Source organism: Bradyrhizobium sp. STM 3566, from assembly GCF_045571445.1.
In the GTDB taxonomy this organism is placed as follows: domain Bacteria; phylum Pseudomonadota; class Alphaproteobacteria; order Rhizobiales; family Xanthobacteraceae; genus Bradyrhizobium; species Bradyrhizobium vignae.
This window is the reverse complement of sequence record NZ_CP120692.1, coordinates 7,218,837-7,238,083: the sequence shown is the minus strand read 5'-3', so window position 1 is coordinate 7,238,083 and position 19,247 is coordinate 7,218,837. Positions and strand designations below refer to the sequence as shown.

Below are 19,247 nucleotides of genomic sequence, written 5' to 3'. Positions count from 1 at the left end.
GAAGATCACCGCTCGTAGAGGAGCTTGGACCCGCCATGACCGTGACGAAGATTAGGACGGATGTCTCTGCAGTCAAAGAGTTGTTGAGGTCGGACAAGGAGTTCCTGAAGCCGCTGATCCAGGGTGCGGTGCAGGACATTCTCGAAGCCGAGATGACGGAGACGCTGGGTGCGGAGAAAGGGGAGCGCAGCGAGGGGCGGCTTGGCTATCGCTCCGGCTACTATTCCCGCTCGCTGATCACCCGGGTCGGCAAGATCGAGCTGAAGGTGCCGCAGGACAGGCAGGGACGGTTCTCGACCGAGCTGTTCGAGCGCTACCAGCGCTCGGAGAAGGCGCTGGTGGCGGCCTTGGCCGAGATGTACGTGCAAGGGGTCTCGACCCGGAAGGTGAAGCAGGTCACCGAGGAGCTGGTGGGCCATGCCTTCTCGGCCTCGGCGATCAGCGCGATCAACAAGCGGCTGGATGCGTCGCTGAAGGCGTTCTGCGAGCGCAAGCTCAAGGAGCCGTTCCCTTATCTGATCCTGGACGCCCGTTACGAGCGCGTCAGGGACGATGGCATCATCGCGAGCCAGGCGGTGCTGATCGCGATCGGGGTCGACTGGGAGGGCCGGCGTCAGGTGCTCGCGGTTGATCTCGCCAACCGGGAGAGCCGATCGAGCTGGAAGGAGTTTTTGGAAGGCCTGAAGGCCCGCGGCCTGCATGGCGTCGAGTTCGTCGTTTCCGATGATCATCCGGGCTTGAAGAAGGCCATTCCCGAAGTTCTCACCGGCGTGTTCTGGCAGCGCTGTTATGTGCACTTCCTCAGGAACGCGCTCGACTATGTGCCTCGGAAGGTCGATGACGATTGCCTGCTGGAGCTCAGATGGATGTACGACCGGCGCGACCTCTCGGAGGTCCGGCGCGATCTGGCCGCCTGGCTCGGCAAATGGGGCGGCAAGTACCCCAAGCTCACCGGCTGGGTGGAAGAGAACATCGAGGAGACGCTCACCTACTTCCGCCTGCCGCTGGCGCACCGCAAACACATGAAGTCGACCAATATGCTGGAGAGACTCAACGAGGAGATCCGGCGGCGCACCTACGTGGTGCGGATCTTCCCCAATGCCGAGAGCTGCTTGCGGCTGGTGCGCGCCTTGACCGTCGAGCGTCACGAGACCTGGCTCGAGGATCATCGCTATCTCAACATGGACCTGCTCAAGGAACACAAGAAGGAGGCGTTACGCCAGGCGGCCTGACGATGCTCAGGCCCACCAAGGGGATGCACGCCACCCCTCTCCGCCGCCGTCGCTCGCCAGCGCTGCGCTTTTGGGCAAGCGAGCGACGGCGGCTCCGAGGGGATGGCTCGGCCGGACCCCATGATCAATTTTGCTGAACTTGACGCACAGAACTGTCCCTGATTGCCTTTCGGTCCCGACCAGCATCGACGGTGCTTCCCCGAACACCAAGCGATCAGGCTGAAACTTGATCGTCTTTCCGCCCTCGACGAACTCCGCAAAATTGCGCGGCGTTCCAGCCGACCCACGTCTTCGAGGGCCCCAAGATCAAGGGCCGCACGTCGACAGCACCGATCAAGAGCAGCGAGCTCACCATTCAACGATGCGGTTGTGGCGACAGCGCTTGACCGACACGGAGCTGACGGCGGCGTCTTTACTCCGTGGGGCCCGGAGCGTGCGAGATGCGATTGCTGTGACCCTTGATCAAAGCCGAAGACGGCGAAAGATCAGTCCCTGTACGGGCAGACCATCGTCAGATAGAGCAGGGTTGGCGCCTTGTCCTCGCCGTTGGCATATTCCCACTTGAGCCGGATCTCGTGTCGGTGCGCAAACGCATCGCTGGCTGCATGCGTGATGATGTTCGTCTTCATCGGGATCGGCGGCTCGGAGTTGAAGCATTTGCGGACGGGCATCGAGCAGATCGCAGCGAGTCAGCGGAATGACGCCGGGCTCGTCGTTGGAGAGCGGCGTGCAGTTCGGCTGGGTGCTGAGATCGACGCGAGCCCGGCCCTTCTCCTTGTGCCAATACGCAGCGCTCCCATCCGGCCATCTGTCGGCCGGCGTCAGGATCAGGTGGTATTGACCATACTCGAGGGTCGGCAGATGAATATCCGACGACGCCTTCAGAATGTCCACGCTCCGCTGCATGTTTTCCAGCGGGAAATAATTGTCGTTCATCAAATCCTTGAATGAAGCCCCGGTGTAAGTTCTCGAGCCCATCGCCTTTCCCTCAATATTTCCTTGGCTTTGCGAATATACATACAACTCCGGCAACGCTGATCAGTCTGGCCGACCTCACGCCGTCGAAAATGTGCCCCATCTTTGCTGGGATTGTTTACGCTACCACTCAGGACTGTGCTTCGTCCAGATCGCCAACCGCACCGTGCCGGCTGACTGAGGAGCGAGCGCGATTGCTAAGCGGTTCTTGATAGGTATTGTTGTCGAAAGTTGCCGGTGGATTCTGGTCGACAGAAGGACCGCGACCCTTGAGGCGCAGGGATGCATTGCTTCGCATGTCAGTCGGCGATCGATCCGGACGATAGCTGGTGCTCCAAATGCGGGGCCGCAGTGCGCAAGCAGGTCGATCCCGATAGCGAACGTCGTTTTGTGACGATCCTGCGAGCTGATGTCGTGGACTCCACGGGTCTTGTTGCCGAATTGGAGCCGGAGGAGGCCGTCTCGCGCCTCGAGCCGGCGCTGGCAGCGATGAGGGCCGCGGTACGTCAGTTTGGCGGAATTGTCAGCAAGGAGTTGGGGGACGGCCTGGCGGCGGTCTTTGGCGCCCCGATCGCCGACGACAACCATGCACCCTTGGCCTGCCACGCGGCCATCGAGCTGGTCCGGCGTGTAGGCAGCCTTGGCGATCCCGGACTTCAGGTCCGCGTCGGCCTCCACTCGGGCCATGTGGTGGCCTACATGGTCTCCAGCGAGTTTTCCAAGGTTTATGAGATCGGTGGCGCAGCCCAGCATTTGGCCGCGCGGCTGGAGTCGGCGGCTGAGGCAAACCAGATCTATGTGTCGGAAGCCTGCCAGAAGCTAGCAGACGGGCACGTCCGGTTTGATTTTCTTGGTCGCAAGAGCCTGCGTGGCTTCAGCGAAGCCCTGCCTGTGTATCGCATTGTTGGAGCGAGCGATCTTTCGAGTTGGCGGGTGCGGCGTGCGCGTAGCGTTTCCCGGTTCGTTGATCGCACGATGGAGCGGGCGCTGCTCTGGCGTGCCGCGGAAAGGGTTCCGACGAGTCGGCAGACCGTTCTGCTGATGGGCGACGCCGGCATTGGAAAATCGCGGCTTGCACACGAGTTTGTGCAGGATCTTCGGACCGATGGCTGGCTGCTGGTCGACGCCGAATGCAGCCCTAACCTTCAGGGGGCGCCATTCAGCACCTTGAAGCGTCTGGTGCTTTCTATTCTCGAGGCCGTCGCAAAGGACTGCGATCGCCGTGGAGATCCTCGAGAGGATTTGTCGGCGGTGCATCGGCTTGCAATCGATGCAGTGCTGGATTTGCCCATTTCCGATCCGCGCTGGAGCGAACTGGAGCCTTACGCGCGTGGTCGCGCGATTTCCGAGGCAAGTTGCGCGATCGTGGAAAGCGTGGTCCGTGGAAAGAGCGCCATTCTGCTCATAGAGGACTTACACTGGGTCGATCGAGCCAGCGACAACGTTATTGCGGCGATTGCGTCGCTCCAGACTCCCAATCTGTTCGTGTTCCTGACGAGCCGACCGAACGGAATGCCGGAATGGATCGCGCGTTGTCGTGCCGAGGTCATTGCGATGCGTCCATTGGACGATGATTCAGGATTGGCGATGCTGACCGACATGCTTGGCACATCAGCGACAAATGGCGACTTGAAGAACCGGATCATTTCCCACACGGCAAACGTCCCGCTATTCATCGAGGAGGTCTGCCGGGGCCTGAAAGATAACGGTACGCTGCGCGGTCAGTGGGGCGATCTGGCTCTCGTTCGGCCGATTGAAGAGCTGGGTATTCCCGCGAGCATCCAAGGCGTGATTGCAGCGCGGCTGGATCGCGTGTCGAGACAGGAGCGCCTCGTCTTGCAAGTGGCTGCCGCATTGGGGCCGCGATCGAACGAAGCGGTCGTGCAGAAGGTCTCGGAGTTGCCTGAAAGCGCCTTCCAAGATTGCCTTGCGGCGCTCGACCGCGCCGAGCTTCTCGTTCGGGTCGATAGCGACCTCGAGAACTCGCTTGAGTTTCGGCATGAAATGGTCCGCCAAGTTACGTATGAATCGATGGTCGAAAAGGTACGCGAGAGCATACATGCGCGCGTTCTTGCGGCTTTCGAGAGCGACGGTACGTGGAGAGATGATCCCGACTCCCTCAGTTACCATGCGGTACGTGCCAAGGACTGGCCGAAGGCGTTCAGCTACGGGAGAAGCGCCGCACAAAAGTGTCTTTTGCGTTCGGCATATGCTGATGCGGTCGACTATTTCCAGACGGCGATGAGTGCGCTCGATAAAACCCCAATGACGCGTTCGCGCGAGATGAATGCCATCGATCTTCGGATGGAAGCGCGCATGGCTTTCATCTGGTCCGGCCGGATTGCCGAGTGGGTCGAGCTGGGAAAGGAGGCCGACCGCAGGGCCAACGAGATCGAAGACGTCGGTAGGAAGGTTGCCGCCATGACAGTCATGGCCGGCGGGCAGAACTTCTACGGGACGCCCACCGAAGCTGTTGCTCTCGGTGAGGAAGTTGTTGGTCTTGCCGAGGAAACTGGTAATCCGGGGTGGCGCAACCTCGCACTATACAATCTCGGCCAAGCGTACTTTCTTGCCGGGCGCTATTGCGAGGCAGAGCAGACCTTCGCACGGGCCCGTAGTCATCTCTTGGGGATGGAAGCGAGTGCGCCTTTCGCCACGCCCCCGAAATACACACTCCTCCTCTGCTGCATGATGAAGAGCTTCACCCACACCGTCATGGGCCAGCTCGACGCCGCCGAGCAGCTCCAGCGCGAAGCCGCCACGATCGCCGAGGAGACCGGCCGCCCCTACGACCGCGTCGCCGCCGCCTATAGCGGCGGTTGGCTGAAGCTCGGGCAGAACGATCCGGCGGCCGCCGCCGCCATTCTCGAAGACGGTTTTGTCCTGGCGCAGAAGCACGGCATCCGGCTGTTCGTGCCGGTGCTCGCCTGCCATCTCGGCATCGCCTATCTGGAGCAGGGGCTGTTGGAGCGGGCGCGCGGCATGCTGACCGAGGCGCGTGAGGAGGCGAGGGCGGTCGGCTATACCTCGGCGGTGCTGCGCAGCTCGATCTATCTTGCGCTCGTCACCCACCGCCTCGGCGATATCAGGGCCGCGCAGAACATGCTGCGCGAGGCCCGCAACACCGCCTGTCAGCAGGGGTTTTCGGGCCTCGAGGCCGAAGCCCTGTTCGGCGAAGCCATCGTGACCCCGCCATCGGATGCGGCGAACAAGGCCGCTATCTTTGTCGCTCTGCGCGCCGCCATCGCGCTCGCCTCCGACAGCGGCGCGCTGCCGCTGAAGCACAAGGCCGAAGCGATGCTGAGCGCGATGCTGGCGAGCGGCGACGAGTTCACCTGACTCTGCCTCGGGCCGGTCCGCGATGCTGCTGCGGCCGACCTCAGCGCCGCTGCGAGCGAATTGAGGCCGATCGACCGGTTGTACGTCCCCGCGAGCCTCACTTCACGAGCGGGCAGCCGCCATCCTTCAGCGGCCGGAACGCCTGGTCGGCCGGGACTTCGGCGAGAAGCTTGTAGTAATCCCACGGGCCCTTCGATTCCTCGGGCTTCTTCACCTGGAACAGGTACATGCTGTGCACCATGCGGCCGTCCTCGCGCAGCACGCCGTTGTCGGTGAAGGCATCCCTTACCGGCAGCGCGCGCATCTTGGCCATCACCGTCTTGGTGTCCTTGGTGCCGGCGGCCTGCACGGCCTTGAGGTAGTGTAGCGTTGCACTGTAGGTCGCGGCCTGATTCATGGTTGGCATGCGCTTGACGCGCTCCAGGAAGCGCTTGCCGAAGGCGCGGGTCTTGTCGTTGAGGTCCCAGTAATAGGCCTCGGTGATGATCAGGCCTTGCGCCAGCTTTAAGCCAAGGCTGTGCACGTCGGAGATGAACATCACGATCGCAGCCAGGTTCTGGCCGCCGGCGACGATACCGAACTCGCCGGCCTGCTTGATCGCGTTGATAGTGTCGCCGCCGCCATTCGCCAGCCCGATGATCTTGGCCTTGGACGCCTGGGCCTGAAGCAGGAACGAGGAGAAATCCGCCGTGTTGAGCGGATGCTTGACACTGCCTAGCACCTTGCCGCCGGAGGCCTTCACGACGTCACCTGTGTCGCGCTCGACCGAATGGCCGAACACGTAATCGGCGGTGAGGAAGAACCAGGTATCGCCGCCATTCTTGACGATGGCGCTGCCGACCGTGTGCGCGTTGGCATAGGTGTCGTAGGTCCAATGCGCGGTGTAGGGCGAGCAGGATTTTCCGGTGATATCGGAGCTCGCCGCATCCGTCACGATCATGATCTTCTCGTACTGCCTCGACAGCTCCATCACCGCGAGCGCAGTGGCCGAGGTCGGCAGGTCGATGATCATGTCGACGCCTTCGGTCTCCCACCATTTGCGGGCGATGGTGGAGGCGACGTCGGGCTTGTTGAGCACGTCGGCACTGATCATCTCGATCGGCTTGCCGAACATCTGACCGCCAAAATCCTCAATCGCCATTTTGGTGGCCTCGACGTTCCCCATGCCGCCGATGTCGGAATAGACGGATGAGAAGTCGGAGAGCACCCCGATCTTGAGCGGCGCCTGCTGGGCATGAGAAGGGCAGATGGCAAACGCAGCGAGTGCGGCCGCAAATGCGGCGCACATAGTCCGGCACATGGTATTCCCCCTGATATTATGGTTGGTGCACGAATCCAGATTTGCTGCTCCGGAGTGTCAATTCTTGCGTGCTGGCGCCGCGCGGGCCGGCTAATTTGACGCAGCCAATCGTGCCGACTACGTTTGCGCAAACACAAAACGCTTGAATGCGGTGGGCCGGCGGATGCTCATGCCACCATTCACGCAGGGTAAAGATTCAGGGGGAAGGACATGACCGGCGACACCGCAGCCACCATCTCGAAAGCGCGCGAGCATTCCATCGGCGACCTCCTGCGCCGCTCGGCGGGCCGGGAGCCGAACAAGCTCGCGGTGAGCTGCGGCAATGTCAGCTGGAGCTTTGCCGAGATGGATGCGATCTGCAACCGCCTCGGCCGCGGCCTGCTGGGACTCGGCGTCAGGAAGGGCGACCGCCTCGCCGTGCTCTCGCGCAATTCGCACGCCTTCGCCGCGCTACGCTTCGCCGTGGCGCGGATCGGCGCGGTGCTGGTGCCGATCAACTTCATGCTGAATCCGGACGAGATCAATTTCATCCTGAAGAGCTCCGGCGCCAAGCTGCTCGCGACCGGACCCGATTTCGTCGAGCCCGGACGCGCGGCCAGCGGCAAGGATTGCGCGGTCGAGAAGATGATCTGGCTGCCCGGCGAGGATCCGGCCACGGCGCCTGCGGGCCTCACCACCTTCGACGATCTCCTCGACGCCGACGGCTCCTTCCTGGACGCTTCCGTCGACAGCCGCGATCTCGCGCAGATCGTCTACACCAGCGGCACGGAATCACTGCCCAAGGGCGCGATGCTGACCCATGAAGCCGTGATGTGGCAGTATGTCAGCTGCATCATCGATGGCGGCATGAGCGTGGAGGACAAGTTCCTGCACGCGCTGCCGCTGTATCACTGCGCCCAGCTCGATGTGTTCCTGGGACCGCAAATCTATCTCGGTGCCTCCGGCGTGATCACGGGCAAGCCGACGGCCGACAACATTCTGGCGCTGATCCAGGCACACAAGATCACCTCGTTCTTCGCGCCGCCGACGATCTGGATCGCGATGCTGCGCTCGCCGAACTTCGACAAGACCGATCTGTCCACCTTGCAGAAAGGCTATTACGGAGCCTCGATCATGCCGGTGGAGGTGCTGCTCGAGCTGCAGCGCCGCCTGCCCAACGTCAAGTTCTGGAATTTCTACGGCCAGACCGAGATCGCGCCGCTCGCGACCGTGCTGCGGCCGGAGGATCAGCTGCGCAAGGCCGGCTCGGCCGGCAAGCCCGTTCTCAATGTCGAGACGCGCGTGGTCAACACGGCGATGGAGGACGTGAAGATCGGCGAGGTCGGCGCGATCGTGCACCGTTCGCCGCACCTGCTGTCCGGCTATTACAACGATCCCGTGAAGACCGCGGCGGCCTTCTCCGGCGGCTGGTTTCACTCCGGCGATCTCGCCACCGTCGACGAGGAGGGCCACATCACCGTGGTCGACCGCGTCAAGGACATGATCAAGACCGGTGGCGAGAACGTCGCGAGCCGCGAGGTCGAGGAGATGGTCTACCGCATCCCCGCCGTCTCCGAAGTCGCCGTCGTCGGCCTGCCTGATCCGCGCTGGACCGAGGCGGTGACCGCGATCGTCGTGGTCAAGAGCGGCGAGGCGCTGGACGAAGACACCGTGATCAAGCACTGCGCCGGCCAGATGGCGCATTTCAAGGTGCCCAAGCGCGTCATCTTCGTGGATAGCCTGCCGAAGAACCCGAGCGGCAAGCTGCTCAAGCGCGAGCTGCGCCAGCGCTTCGTTGGCGGCGAGACGCTCGACAGGGCGATCCAGAAGAATTTTGGCTGAGGGCTGGATTGCTTCGCGGCGCTCGCGATGACTGAGAGGAGGAGGTTGCGGGAACCCAATCTTCTCCGCGTTGCGGCCCTCAATACTTCTTCACCGCGGCGCCAAAGGCCAGCCACAGCGCCATAGACGCGAGGCCGAAGCCGCCGAGCAGCAGGAAGGTCGGGCCGTAGCCGATCCATTGCGCGATCCAGCCGCCGAGTGCGGGACTGAGGCTCGCGCCGACGCCCTGCACCGTGATCACGGCGCCCTGGCCGAGATTGATGCGGCCGGTGCCGTTGAGCGAGCGCGCGACCATGCCGGGGACGGCGACAGTTTGCAGTCCGGTGCCGATGCCGTCGAGCACCTGCATCGGCACGACACCCCACCATCCCGTGACGAAGAAGGCAAGCACGCCGCGGACGGGTAAGAACATGAAGGAGACCAGGATCACCGGCCAGTAATTGCGCTTGCTCGCCGCCTTCATCGCGATCAGCGAGGTCACGATCATCATGCCCTGTGCGATCACGATGGTGGTTGCGACGAAGCTCGGGCCGTTGGCCTGGCCGTCGGCCACGGCCGCAAGTCCATAGAGCGGCACGATGGCGGCGTTGCCGAGATGGAACAGCGCGAGTGTCAGCGCCAGCACGAGTAGCGGCTTGTGCTTGAGCAGCATCGTGAGCGCATCCGGCGGAGCTTTGGAATCGTCCTCCTTGCTGCCGCGCGCGGCGCGATCATCGATCGCCTGGGCTGGAATCATCAGCACGCAGGCGATCGCGATGGCGCCGAATATGGCGGCCAGCAGGAACACGGCGACATACCCGAACTTGTAGCCGAGATAGCCCGACAACGCGGCGCCGACCATGTTGCCGGCGTGGTTGTACGCCTGGTTGCGGCCGTTGAGCGCGTTGAAGCCCTTCTGCTTGGCGATGCCGAGCGTGATACCCGTCACCGCCGGCACGATCGCCGCACTCGCCAGCGATTGCGCGACCTGGGAAAAGGTGACGGCCCAGAAGTTTTGCGAGATCAGGATGATCGCGGAGGCAAGGACCACGCAGATGCCGGGGATGACGACCCACATGCGCTTGTTGCGGCTGGAATCGATGAAGCCGCCGATCGGAGTGGTGATCAGCATGCCCGCAACGTTGCCGATCGTCATTGCGGTGCCGATCAACCCGCTGGCCCAGCCGCGCTCCTGCAGGAAGACGCCGACGAACGGTCCGATGCCGGACTGCATGTCGGCCATGAAGAAGTTGAGCGCGAACAGGGGCCAGATACGAGACGGTGAAGGGCGCGATGTCATCGAGACGCTCAACGCAATGTTGCCGATCGACTGGGATCTCGCATGAGGCGGAGACTGCGGGCTCATAGGTGCCCGGGCGGACCAGAACCTAACCTGCGCTCATCACGTTGGTTCCGATCGCCCTTGCGATCGCGGCCCCGCGACGTCATGTCATACTTGCGACGGTCTCAATAGGACTACGGCCATGCCACTCTGGACCTGCGAAACCTGCGGCGCGCAATTTCCGGATGGCGGACATCCGCCCGCATCCTGTCCGATCTGCGAGGACGAACGCCAATATGTGAACTGGAAGGGGCAGACCTTCATGACGCGCGAGACGGTGGCCGAACGTCACCGCGTCGTCTGGCGCGACGATCTCGGCCTCACCGGTCTCGCCCTCGAGCCGAGTTTCGCCATCGGCCAGCGCGCGCTGCTGGTGCCGCAGGCGGATGGATGCATGATGTGGGACTGCGTGCCGCTGGCGACGCCGGAGGCGATCGCTCACGTCCGCTCGCTCGGCGGGTTGAAAGCGATCGCGATCTCGCATCCGCATTATTATGGTGCGCTCGCCGACTGGAGCGATGCCTTCGGCGGCGTGCCGGTCTATCTGCACGCGGACGATGGCCAATGGGTGACGCGTCCACATCCGTCGATCGTGCACTGGACCGGCGATCAGCATCGCATCTCCGATGACGTGCTGCTGCTGCGCACCGGCGGCCATTTCGCCGGCGCCACCATGCTGCACTGGGCACGCGGTACGGACGGCGCGGGCGCTCTGCTCACCGGGGACATCGCGCAGGTGACGATGGACCGCCGCTTCGTCAGCTTCATGTACTCCTATCCAAACTACATGCCGCTCAACGCAGCCGCGGTGCGGCGGATCGCTGCTGCCGTCGAGCCGCTCGCCTTCGATCGCATCTATGGCGCCTGGTGGGGACGCAACATCGCCAGCGCTGCCAAGGCCGCGTTCGCGGCATCGGTGGCGCGATATATCGCGGCCATCGCCTGAGACCCGGCGCCCGATCGGATTTGTCTTGCCGGTCCATAATAAATGTACTATAAGTACAGTTATTGAGTGTGACGCAATGGCGCGTCTGCTGCTGGCATGATCGATGCATCGCCGCTGCCGCGTCGCGTCGTGGGGGCCGCGAGCGAGAGTGGGACGCACAATGGCTGAGCGCGATTATGAGATCTTCGAGGCCGGCAACGTCGTGCTCCAATCCGGCGTCGTCTTTCCGAAGCTGAAGCTCGCCTACAAGACCTACGGAACGCTCAGCCCGGCCAGAGACAACGTCATCCTCTATCCGACCTCGTTCAGCGCGCAGCACTTCGACACCGAGTGGCTGATCGGGCCTGACGGCGTGCTCGATCCCTCGCGCTATTTCATCGTCATCCCGAATCTGTTCGGCAACGGCCTGTCATCCTCGCCGTCGAACTCCGCCGCGCCGTTCCCCGAACTCAGCTTTCACGACGCCATCGCCGTTCAGCATCGCCTTCTCGCCGAGCGCTTCGGCATCACAAAGCTCGCGCTGGTGTATGGCTGGTCGATGGGCGGCATGCAGGCCTATCACTGGGCGGCACTGCATCCTGATATGGTCGCGCGTGCCGCGGTCGTCTGCGGCAGCGCGCGTTGCGCGCCCTACAACTACGTCTTCCTGGAAAGCGTGAAGGCCGCCTTGACCGGCGATCCCGCTTTCCGGGACGGCCGGTTCGTCGAAAGGCCCGTCGCCGGCTATCGCGCCATGGGACGCGTCTATGCCGGCTGGGCGATGTCGCACGGCTTCTATCGCGACGAGCTCTGGCGCGAGGCCGGCTTCACCTCGCTCGAGGACTATCTCGTCCGCGCCTGGGATGCGACTTTCGCGCGGCGCGATGCCAACGATCTCCTGGCGCAGATCGGCATCTGGCAGCGCGGCGACATCAGCCGGTGCTCGGCCTTCGGCGGCGATCTCGATCGTGCGCTCGCCGCGATCAAGGCGCATATGCTGCTGATGCCGGGCGCGACCGATCGCTATTTCGACGTCCGCGACAACGAGGACGAACTCGGCAAGCTGATCAATGCAAAGTCAGCCGTGCTGCATCCGATCCCATCGCTGCACGGCCATCGCGCCGGCAATCCCGTCAACAATCCCCGCGACCAGGTCTTCATCAAGGCCGAGATCGCCGGGCTCCTCCGCAAGTAAGACAGGCACCCGATCATGACTGACGCAACCGTTTCCGAGTCCGGCCATCGCCTGAAGCCGCTGAGCCCGGCGATGCTGCGCGAACTGTCGGCCCGCTCCAATTTCCAGGGCGCGGTGCGCAGCCTTTGCCATTACGGCGTGGTCATTCTGGTCGGGTCGTTGATCTGGAAAGTCAGCTCGAGCTATGGCGTCCTTTGGGCGCTGCCGCTGATGGTAATACAGGGCTATTTCGTCGCCTTCCTGTTCATGGCGGTGCACGAGACCGCGCACAAGACCGCGTTCAAGAGCCGCGGCCTCAATCTCACGGTCGGCTATCTCTCGGCCTTCATCATCGGGCAACCTTACGAATATTACTGCTTGTTCCACTGGGACCATCATCGCTACACCCAGGATCCCGAGAGGGACCCGGAGCTGATCGTCGGCGTGAAGCCGAAATCCGACACCCAGATCGTGATCGCCTATAGCGGCTTGCTCCAGGTTGCGGGGCGCCTCCGGCTGATGCTCGGCCATGCCGTCACCGGCAAGGTCACGGTGCCCTGGATCCCCGAGAACAAGCGCGCCATTATCGTGACCGAAGCGCGCGTCTATGCCGCCCTCTATGTTCTGCTGCTCGCGCTCTCGCTGTGGTTCTCCTCCGCGCTGCTGCTCATGGTCTGGGTCGTTCCGCTGGTCATCGGGCAATTCTTCCTGCGGCCCTATCTCTTGGCCGAGCACACCGGTTGCGATCGTACCCGCAGCGCCTTCCAGAACACCCGCACCACCTATACCGCTGCCATCGTCAAATGGTTCGCGTGGAACATGCCCTATCATGTCGAGCATCACGCCTATCCCTCGATTCCCTTTCACGCATTGCCGAAACTGAACGAGATCGTCGACGGCGAGATCTTCCATCGCGGGCGCGGCTACATCAGGACGACGCGCGAGACCTGGGCGTGGTTTCGCCGGCAGCGGCAGGCCGGCTGACACCAAAATCGCTTGAACGAACGCAAAACTCCGGCCGCAATGCGACCGGAGCTTTGTCGTGAACGCGAGTTATCAGTAGATCCCGTAGGGGCAGACATTCACGACGCGCACGCGCAGGCCGTGGCGGGTCCGGACGACGCGCTCCTGGTAGCAGTTGCTGACGCCGGTGTTGACGTAGATGCCGCCATAGCCCCAGCCCGGGCCCCAGCCATGACCCCAGTGATGGAAGCCGTGAGCCGAAGCGGCGGTGGGCGCGAGAGCGGCAGCGCCGAGCGAGCCGGCAGCGATCAGACCAAGAGCGAGCTTACGAAACATCTTCATTCTCCAGTTTGGCGCGAGGCCGTTGTTGTGTCCCTGCGTCTGCGTCGGCGCGAGCCGCGAACTCGTTCATGGCGCGAGGGAAGAATCGTGTTTCAGGATTGTTTCGTCGGCTGCGGCAAATGTGCCGCTGTCAGGCTCTTCGTACCGCGCGATAGCGCACAGCCATCGCCTGTGTCAGCTCGGCCATCTTGTCGCGGAGATCGGCGGGTTCCAGCACCTCGGCCTCGGGCCCGAGCCGCAGCAATTCGGCTGCGGCGTGCCACGACGTCTTGCCGACCGGCAGTCGCGCAATGCGCCAGCCGTCTGCGTCGGCCGTCTCTTCGAGCTGCGTGCGCGCCTTGACGTAGGGCTGGCTCAGCGCGTCGAGCAGCTTGACGCCGAATGGCGACAGCCGGACGATCGCGACATTGGGATGCATCTCGGCCTCGAGGCGAAGTGTCGCGGCCTGCCAATAGGCGGCGAGATCGAAATCGGCGGGGCGGTCGAAGCGGTCGTCGAGCGCCGTGCAGTCGAGCACGCGTGCGACGCGATAGGTGCGCACGCTGCCGTCGACTTGCCCGGCGAGATACCAGCTGCCGCCTTTCAGCACGAGGCCGAGCGGGGCGACGCGGCGCTGCTTCTCCGCGCGCCAGCTCTGGTAGCGGATCCTGATCAGCGTCCCGCGCAGCACCGCGCCGGCGATGGTGCGCAGGTGCTTCGGGTCTTCCGCTTCGCCGAACCAGCCTGGCGCATCGAGGTGGAAACGCTCCTGCATCCGCCCGGCATCCTCGCGCAAATTCGGAGGCAGGGCGGCCATCAGCTTGTTCTGGGCGGCGATCATCGCGGCATCGAGCCCGAGCGCCGCGGCCGGGCCTGGCAATCCCGCCAGGAACAGCGCGCCGGCCTCGCTCTGCGACAGCCCGTTCAGCCGCACGCGATAGCCGTCGAGCAGGCGATAGCCGCCTTCCGCGCCGCGGTCGGCGTAAACGGGAACGCCGGACGCGGCGAGCGCGTCAATGTCGCGATAGATCGTGCGCACCGAGACTTCGCAGGCTTCCGCGAGCTCGGGCGCGGTGACCCGCCCCCTGGCCTGGAGTGTGGTGAGGATCGACAGCATCCGGCTCGCGCGCATGATGCCTTAAACCATACCTGACAGAGAATGTCAGGTATGGTTCGCTAGAAGCAGCCCATCGCCAGCCGGCCAGATGGAGACTGCCATGACCGATCCGATCCGCGTCACCCTGTTCTATTCGCCGCAGACGCGCGCCACCGGCACGCGGGTGCTGCTGGAGGAGCTGGGAGCACCTTACGATCTCCATATTCTCAACATGAAGGCCGGCGAGCAGCGCAAGCCCGCCTATCTCGCCATCAATCCGCTCGGCAAGGTGCCGGCGATCCGCCACGGCGAGGCGCTGGTGACGGAGCAGGTCGCCATCACCATCTATCTCGCCGATCTGTTCCCGCAGGCTGGGCTGACGCCCGCCCTGAACGATCCGCTGCGCGGGCCTTATCTGCGCTGGATCGCCTATTACGGATCGTCGTTCGAGCCGGCCCTGATCGACAAGTTCATGCAGCGCGAGCCGGCGCCGATCACGCAATCGCCCTATCCCGATTACGACACCATGCTGGGTGCGCTCGAGGCCCAGCTGGCGAAAGGACCCTATCTGCTCGGCGAGCGTATGACGGCGGCCGATATCTTGTGGGGCGTCGCCTTCAGTTGGACCATGATGTTCGGCATCGTCCCGAAGAAGGACGTCTTCGTAAGATATGCCGAGCGCATGACCGCGCGGCCGGCGTTCCAGCGCGTCACCGCCGCCGACGCCGAGATGGCGGCGCAGCATGCCGCTGCGGCGGGTGGATGAGAGTTCAAAACCGCGGCGCCCGCTTCTCGGCAAACGCCTTGATGCCTTCCTTGATCTCCTCGCCGCGCATGCTGTCGCGGTGGCGCTGGTCGGCGGCTTCCTCATCGAGCTCACCGCGGGCGAACTCGTTGATCGCGCGTTTCATGCCGCGCATCGCCTGCGGCGCGTTGCCGGCGAGGAGGCCAGCGAGCTTGTCGACCTCCTCGTCCAGGAATTCCACCGGCACCATCGCGGTGAGATAGCCGATGCGCAGCATCTCCGGGGCGCTGATCTTTTGTGCGGTCAGGAACAGCTTCTTCGCATTGTCCACGCCGAGGCGGGTCACGTAGCGTTTGATACCGCTCGGGTAATAGTGCAGCCCAAGCCGCGCCGCCGGCATGAACATTTCCGCGGTATCGACGCCAATGCGGAAATCGCAGGCGAGCGCGAGGTCGGTCGAGCCGCCATAGACGCCACCATTGAGCCGGCAGATCGTCGGCACGCCGAGATCCTCGAGCCGGTTGACGACCACCTCGAAGGCCGAGCCCGCGCTCTGCTGCTCGCTGGCGCTGACAGCGCGTTCTGCCACCGAATTGAGATCGTAGCCCGCGGAGAAGGCGCGTCCGGTGCCGGTCAGCACCAGCACGCGAATGTCGCGATCGGCCTCGACCCGGTCGAACAGTCTCGTCAATTCGCCGAGATCCTCCGCCTGGAGCCGGTTGAGATGCTTCGGCCGGTTGAGGCGGATGGTGGCGCGGGCGCCGGTGATCTCGAGCAGGGGGCTGGATGCCGTCTCGGCTGTATCCGACATTCTTGTCTCCATTACTTGTTCTCGAGCGCACGCCGTTTTGCTTCCGCGTCGATAGTTTCGGCGAGATCGGGATGCCGCGCCATCAGCACGCGGAAATCGACGAGGTCGAGCACCAGAAGCCGCGACACTTTCGTGGTCGAGACGTTCGCGCCGCGCTTGTTGTTGCCGAGCAGCGCCATCTCGCCGAAGAAGTCGCCTTCGCCGAGCTGCACCTTCTTGCCGGGCAGATCGACCTCGACCTCGCCGGCGGCGATAAAATACATGCAGTCGCCTTGCGCACCTTTGCGGATGACCGTGGTGCGCGCCGGCAGCTCGATGGTGCGCAGCATATGGGTGACGTCGGCGATGGCCGCGGGTCCCAGGGTCGCGAAGAACGGTACCTTGCTGACGGACTCCCAGGTCTTGAGGAAATTGTCGCGCCGCGTCTCCGCGGCGAATCCGGTCGCCAAAATACCGGTCCAGAGGCCGAACACGCCGAGCCCGGAGATCATCACCAGGGCCGCCACCAAGCGCCCTAGCGGCGTGACCGGCACGACGTCGCCATAGCCGGTCGTCGTCAGGGTCACCACCGCCCACCACAGCGCGGCCGGTACGCTGCCGAAGGTCTGCGGCTGCACGTCGCGCTCCAGGAAATATTCGGCGACGGAAGCGAGGAAGACCACCATCAGGAAGATCACGAGCACGCTGAGCAGCGGCCCCGATTCCAGCACCAGCACGCGGCGCAGCTGCCGCAGGCCGGGAATGCCCGGCACCACCTTCAGCACCCAGAGCACGCTGAGCAGCCAGGCCGTCTTCGGCTCAACGCCGAGGAGAAGCGCGACCGGCACGGCCAGCGCCCCGATCGCGTCGACGATGCCGGCGGAGGAGGACACATAGAGCGAAAGACGCCCCTGCCGCGTCATGTGGCGCAGCCGCACCAGCCATTCGAACACGAAATAGGCGAGGCAGGTCCAGAGCAGGGCGTCGACCCAGCCGCGCGCCTCTTTGGCCCGGCTGTCCGTCAGCAACACCATGCTGAGCACGCCGACGATCACCGCGACATAAGCCGCCTTGGTCATGTTGCGGCCGGCCGTGGCGGCCGTGAACTGGGCCAGAGCGGAGATCAGCGGCTTGGACATGCGGGAAGGCTATTCGGTCTCGGGGCAAGTCTCGAGGCCCCGGTTGGGACGTCGACACCAAAGTGCCCGCCCGGGCGGAGGCCGTCAACGATGGCGCAGGCCGTTTTGCCGGCGCCGCTGCGCCGGGCCTTGCCGGTCCGTGCCACCATCGCTGGCGGAGTGGCTATCTGAAGTGTGGCGGCTCGTCGTAGCCGCGACGGCTGCTGAAGAACAGCAGTACCATCAGCCCGACCCCGACGATGACCGAAAACCCCGCACCCAGCGCCAGCGCCACATAACCTTCAGTCGGGATCGGCTCACCTTCGACCGCCATCGCGGAATAGGCGAAGTAGCCGGCCGCCGCAAGCATTGCCAGAAGGAGGGTGATCAGGAGTGCACGCATGCCGCGTTCTCCGGTTGTAACTGGAAGCCAACGGTTGCGGATGGGCAGGGTTCCAGACCGCCGGCTCACGATCAGGCGGGACATCATAGCCTCAGTGCCGTGCCCCGGGCGCGGCGCAGCACGTAATGATGGCAGCGCATGGTGTGGTGGGTTCCTGGGTCCCGGCTCGGCGCCGCAACGCCTTCGGCATTGCAGCTTGTCCGGAACATGAGGGTGGTGGGTTGGCCCAGCCCGGTGGATCAGGCGCTCTGGGCGGTCTTCACCACCACGACATTGCTGTCGTCCAGCGGGGCCGGGCCGGCATCGCGCGCGGTCTTTTCAGCTTCGCTGGCATGACGTTTCAGATAGTCGCGGCGCATGCCGATTTCGTCGCGGACGAATTCGTAGCCGAGCTTGAAGGTGTCGAGCCCGTCGGTACTGATCGTGCCGTCTCTGAGGCCGATCACGGCGCCGCGCAAGATGGCCTCCAGCTCGTCTTGGAGACATTCGAGCTGATCCAGCGAGTGGGCGTGCTCGATCCGCTCGCCGATATCGAGAATCGCAGTCGAGAGCTCGCTGGCCTTCTCCGGTGCGATGCGGGTGATCTTGGCGTAGATCGCCGCGAAGATCGAGCCGATGACGCTGAGCGCGGCGGCGCCCAGATACATCATGTCGCTGTACTTATCCATGAACGACTTGGTGTCGTCGTTGATGTAGTCGGCGGCGCCCCGATGCGCGATCACGAAGGCGTCCTTCTCGACGGAGGCTGGCTCTATCCTGGTGGCAAAGCCGTTGTCGAGTCCGAGTGCGGACTTGTTCTCGTAAATGGTGCGTGCGAGCTCGCCGGCGGTGGTCGGGGACATCCTGGATTGTGCGACCAGCAGCCATTCGAGCCCGATCGTGTCGAGATCGTCGTCGGGAATTTGCGGCGAGGTCGACAATGTACCCGCTGTCAGCGTCTCGTCGGAAATACCCGGGAATTTGCGCGCCAGCGCCTTGGCCTCGTCGATCGCGTTCAGCGTGAAGCCGCCGCGTTTGGCGGCTTGCTCATAGGACTTGTCCCGCACCGCCTTCGAAGCGTGGACGATGGCGACCACTGCGCCGAAGCCGTTTGACGGCGCAAACAGCTTGTCGAGTGTTGTGCCCTGCGGCGCCATCTGGATCTTCGCAGCGTCAGGGCCGTCGGGAACGTCGAGGATGCTGCGGACGAAGGCGAGCGAGGCTTCGTTCTCGGCGACGACCGCGACCTTCTTCTTCTTCAGCTCGGCGAGCGACTTGATCTTCTTGTTGCCGGGACCGAGCAGGAGCACGAGGTCGTGCTCGAGGATCGCGAGTGTGCGCGCCCGCAGCGGTACCCTGGCATCTGTGCGCAGCACGGCGAGGTCGGCCTGCCTGCGGTCGAACTGGACGACCGCCTTGGCGTTGTCGCCGTTGTTGACGATCTTGATCCGGAAGCGCGAGGCGTTGTTCTTCAGGAGAGCAGCGAGCTTGGCCGCGAACAGTGCCTCGTCGCTGTTGGGTCCACCGACGGCAAAGGTGAGCGTTTCCGAATTGTGCACCAGCGTGCGGCCGGCCCAGACGGTGGCAAGCGACAGCAGCAGGGTCAGCACGACGTAGAGGAAAACCTGCTGCTGGTTGGTCTTGATCACCTTGGTGCGCCGGGGCGGAGGCACGGTCGGCGATGCGGTGGGGCCTTCAGTACCCATGGCAGCACTCTGGCCTTACTCTTTGATGGCGGGTAGTGC

16 protein-coding genes are annotated in these 19,247 nt (G+C 63.8%); 7 read left to right on the top strand and 9 right to left on the bottom strand.

All coding sequences use genetic code 11. The annotated features are described in order from the left end of the window. The first annotated feature begins 35 nt into the window (after positions 1 to 35). On the top strand, positions 36 to 1,232 hold the full coding sequence (locus tag P6U27_RS34350) for an IS256 family transposase (RefSeq protein ID WP_129146477.1): 1,197 nt from the start codon (positions 36 to 38) through the stop codon (positions 1,230 to 1,232). Positions 1,233 to 1,694: 462 nt separating this feature from the next. Here P6U27_RS34350 and P6U27_RS34345 read toward each other — a convergent pair whose 3' ends face one another. After that, positions 1,695 to 2,168 (bottom strand): hypothetical protein, encoded by a 474-nt coding sequence (locus P6U27_RS34345; protein WP_407193417.1) that lies wholly within the window; start codon positions 2,166 to 2,168, stop codon positions 1,695 to 1,697. A gap of 321 nt (positions 2,169 to 2,489) precedes the next feature. Here P6U27_RS34345 and P6U27_RS34340 point away from each other — a divergent pair, with 321 nt between their 5' ends. Beyond that, a complete protein-coding gene (locus P6U27_RS34340) occupies positions 2,490 to 5,546 on the top strand; it encodes an adenylate/guanylate cyclase domain-containing protein (RefSeq protein WP_209295064.1) in 3,057 nt (1,018 codons plus the stop codon). A 97-nt stretch (positions 5,547 to 5,643) separates the two neighbouring features. Here the strand turns inward: P6U27_RS34340 and P6U27_RS34335 are convergent, their stop codons facing one another. Beyond that, positions 5,644 to 6,834, bottom strand: a complete 1,191-nt coding sequence (locus P6U27_RS34335; protein ID WP_209295077.1) for an ABC transporter substrate-binding protein — start codon at positions 6,832 to 6,834, stop codon at positions 5,644 to 5,646. 222 nt (positions 6,835 to 7,056) lie between these two features. Between P6U27_RS34335 and P6U27_RS34330 the strand changes: the two genes are divergently transcribed. Next, positions 7,057 to 8,667, top strand: coding sequence for an acyl-CoA synthetase (locus P6U27_RS34330; protein ID WP_407193416.1), 1,611 nt, complete (start codon positions 7,057 to 7,059; stop codon positions 8,665 to 8,667). Between the two features lie 79 nt (positions 8,668 to 8,746). Here the strand turns inward: P6U27_RS34330 and P6U27_RS34325 are convergent, their stop codons facing one another. Next, on the bottom strand, positions 8,747 to 9,946 hold the full coding sequence (locus P6U27_RS34325) for an MFS transporter (protein WP_122406948.1): 1,200 nt from the start codon (positions 9,944 to 9,946) through the stop codon (positions 8,747 to 8,749). Positions 9,947 to 10,130: 184 nt separating this feature from the next. On the opposite strand from P6U27_RS34325, the gene P6U27_RS34320 reads away from it, so the two are divergent. From P6U27_RS34320 to P6U27_RS34310, 3 genes are all read left to right on the top strand, one after another. Further along, positions 10,131 to 10,934: an MBL fold metallo-hydrolase gene (locus tag P6U27_RS34320; RefSeq protein WP_129142704.1), complete on the top strand. Its 804-nt coding sequence runs from the start codon at positions 10,131 to 10,133 to the stop codon at positions 10,932 to 10,934. Between the two features lie 160 nt (positions 10,935 to 11,094). Then, positions 11,095 to 12,108 carry an alpha/beta fold hydrolase gene (locus P6U27_RS34315; RefSeq protein WP_129142703.1) on the top strand — a complete coding sequence of 338 codons (1,014 nt, stop codon included), beginning with the start codon at positions 11,095 to 11,097 and terminating at the stop codon, positions 12,106 to 12,108. Positions 12,109 to 12,123: 15 nt separating this feature from the next. Beyond that, a complete protein-coding gene (locus P6U27_RS34310; RefSeq protein WP_129142702.1) occupies positions 12,124 to 13,071 on the top strand; it encodes a fatty acid desaturase in 948 nt (315 codons plus the stop codon). Positions 13,072 to 13,143: 72 nt separating this feature from the next. On the opposite strand, the gene P6U27_RS34305 is transcribed toward P6U27_RS34310, so the two are convergent. Then, complete coding sequence (locus P6U27_RS34305; RefSeq protein WP_129142701.1) at positions 13,144 to 13,386, bottom strand: hypothetical protein; 243 nt, start codon at positions 13,384 to 13,386, stop codon at positions 13,144 to 13,146. Positions 13,387 to 13,522: 136 nt separating this feature from the next. Beyond that, positions 13,523 to 14,503, bottom strand: coding sequence for a YafY family protein (locus tag P6U27_RS34300; protein WP_129142700.1), 981 nt, complete (start codon positions 14,501 to 14,503; stop codon positions 13,523 to 13,525). Positions 14,504 to 14,588: 85 nt separating this feature from the next. Between P6U27_RS34300 and P6U27_RS34295 the strand changes: the two genes are divergently transcribed. Then, positions 14,589 to 15,233, top strand: a complete 645-nt coding sequence (locus P6U27_RS34295) for a glutathione S-transferase family protein (protein ID WP_407193415.1) — start codon at positions 14,589 to 14,591, stop codon at positions 15,231 to 15,233. Positions 15,234 to 15,237: 4 nt separating this feature from the next. Here the strand turns inward: P6U27_RS34295 and P6U27_RS34290 are convergent, their stop codons facing one another. From P6U27_RS34290 to P6U27_RS34275, 4 genes are all read right to left on the bottom strand, one after another. Then, complete coding sequence (locus tag P6U27_RS34290; protein ID WP_129142698.1) at positions 15,238 to 16,023, bottom strand: enoyl-CoA hydratase/isomerase family protein; 786 nt, start codon at positions 16,021 to 16,023, stop codon at positions 15,238 to 15,240. 11 nt (positions 16,024 to 16,034) lie between these two features. Further along, on the bottom strand, positions 16,035 to 17,141 hold the full coding sequence (locus tag P6U27_RS34285) for a cyclic nucleotide-gated ion channel (protein WP_129142697.1): 1,107 nt from the start codon (positions 17,139 to 17,141) through the stop codon (positions 16,035 to 16,037). Between the two features lie 163 nt (positions 17,142 to 17,304). Next, positions 17,305 to 17,523: a hypothetical protein gene (locus P6U27_RS34280; protein ID WP_122405820.1), complete on the bottom strand. Its 219-nt coding sequence runs from the start codon at positions 17,521 to 17,523 to the stop codon at positions 17,305 to 17,307. A gap of 239 nt (positions 17,524 to 17,762) precedes the next feature. Further along, positions 17,763 to 19,208, bottom strand: coding sequence for a TAXI family TRAP transporter solute-binding subunit (locus tag P6U27_RS34275; RefSeq protein WP_407193414.1), 1,446 nt, complete (start codon positions 19,206 to 19,208; stop codon positions 17,763 to 17,765). Between the last annotated feature and the right edge of the window lie 39 nt (positions 19,209 to 19,247).

What these genes read in the sequence shown, in the direction of transcription:
- P6U27_RS34300 (WP_129142700.1), bottom strand. Translation starts at nt 14,503, where the DNA reads ATGCGCGCGAGCCGGATGCTGTCGATCCTCACCACACTCCAGGCCAGG.
- P6U27_RS34290 (WP_129142698.1), bottom strand. Translation starts at nt 16,023, where the DNA reads ATGTCGGATACAGCCGAGACGGCATCCAGCCCCCTGCTCGAGATCACC.
- P6U27_RS34280 (WP_122405820.1), bottom strand. Translation starts at nt 17,523, where the DNA reads ATGCGTGCACTCCTGATCACCCTCCTTCTGGCAATGCTTGCGGCGGCC.
- P6U27_RS34345 (WP_407193417.1), bottom strand. Translation starts at nt 2,168, where the DNA reads ATGAACGACAATTATTTCCCGCTGGAAAACATGCAGCGGAGCGTGGAC.
- P6U27_RS34325 (WP_122406948.1), bottom strand. Translation starts at nt 9,946, where the DNA reads ATGACATCGCGCCCTTCACCGTCTCGTATCTGGCCCCTGTTCGCGCTC.
- P6U27_RS34295 (WP_407193415.1), top strand. Translation starts at nt 14,589, where the DNA reads ATGACCGATCCGATCCGCGTCACCCTGTTCTATTCGCCGCAGACGCGC.
- P6U27_RS34350 (WP_129146477.1), top strand. Translation starts at nt 36, where the DNA reads ATGACCGTGACGAAGATTAGGACGGATGTCTCTGCAGTCAAAGAGTTG.
- P6U27_RS34335 (WP_209295077.1), bottom strand. Translation starts at nt 6,834, where the DNA reads ATGTGCGCCGCATTTGCGGCCGCACTCGCTGCGTTTGCCATCTGCCCT.
- P6U27_RS34285 (WP_129142697.1), bottom strand. Translation starts at nt 17,141, where the DNA reads ATGTCCAAGCCGCTGATCTCCGCTCTGGCCCAGTTCACGGCCGCCACG.
- P6U27_RS34320 (WP_129142704.1), top strand. Translation starts at nt 10,131, where the DNA reads ATGCCACTCTGGACCTGCGAAACCTGCGGCGCGCAATTTCCGGATGGC.
- P6U27_RS34330 (WP_407193416.1), top strand. Translation starts at nt 7,057, where the DNA reads ATGACCGGCGACACCGCAGCCACCATCTCGAAAGCGCGCGAGCATTCC.
- P6U27_RS34305 (WP_129142701.1), bottom strand. Translation starts at nt 13,386, where the DNA reads ATGTTTCGTAAGCTCGCTCTTGGTCTGATCGCTGCCGGCTCGCTCGGC.
- P6U27_RS34310 (WP_129142702.1), top strand. Translation starts at nt 12,124, where the DNA reads ATGACTGACGCAACCGTTTCCGAGTCCGGCCATCGCCTGAAGCCGCTG.
- P6U27_RS34340 (WP_209295064.1), top strand. Translation starts at nt 2,490, where the DNA reads ATGCATTGCTTCGCATGTCAGTCGGCGATCGATCCGGACGATAGCTGG.
- P6U27_RS34275 (WP_407193414.1), bottom strand. Translation starts at nt 19,208, where the DNA reads ATGGGTACTGAAGGCCCCACCGCATCGCCGACCGTGCCTCCGCCCCGG.
- P6U27_RS34315 (WP_129142703.1), top strand. Translation starts at nt 11,095, where the DNA reads ATGGCTGAGCGCGATTATGAGATCTTCGAGGCCGGCAACGTCGTGCTC.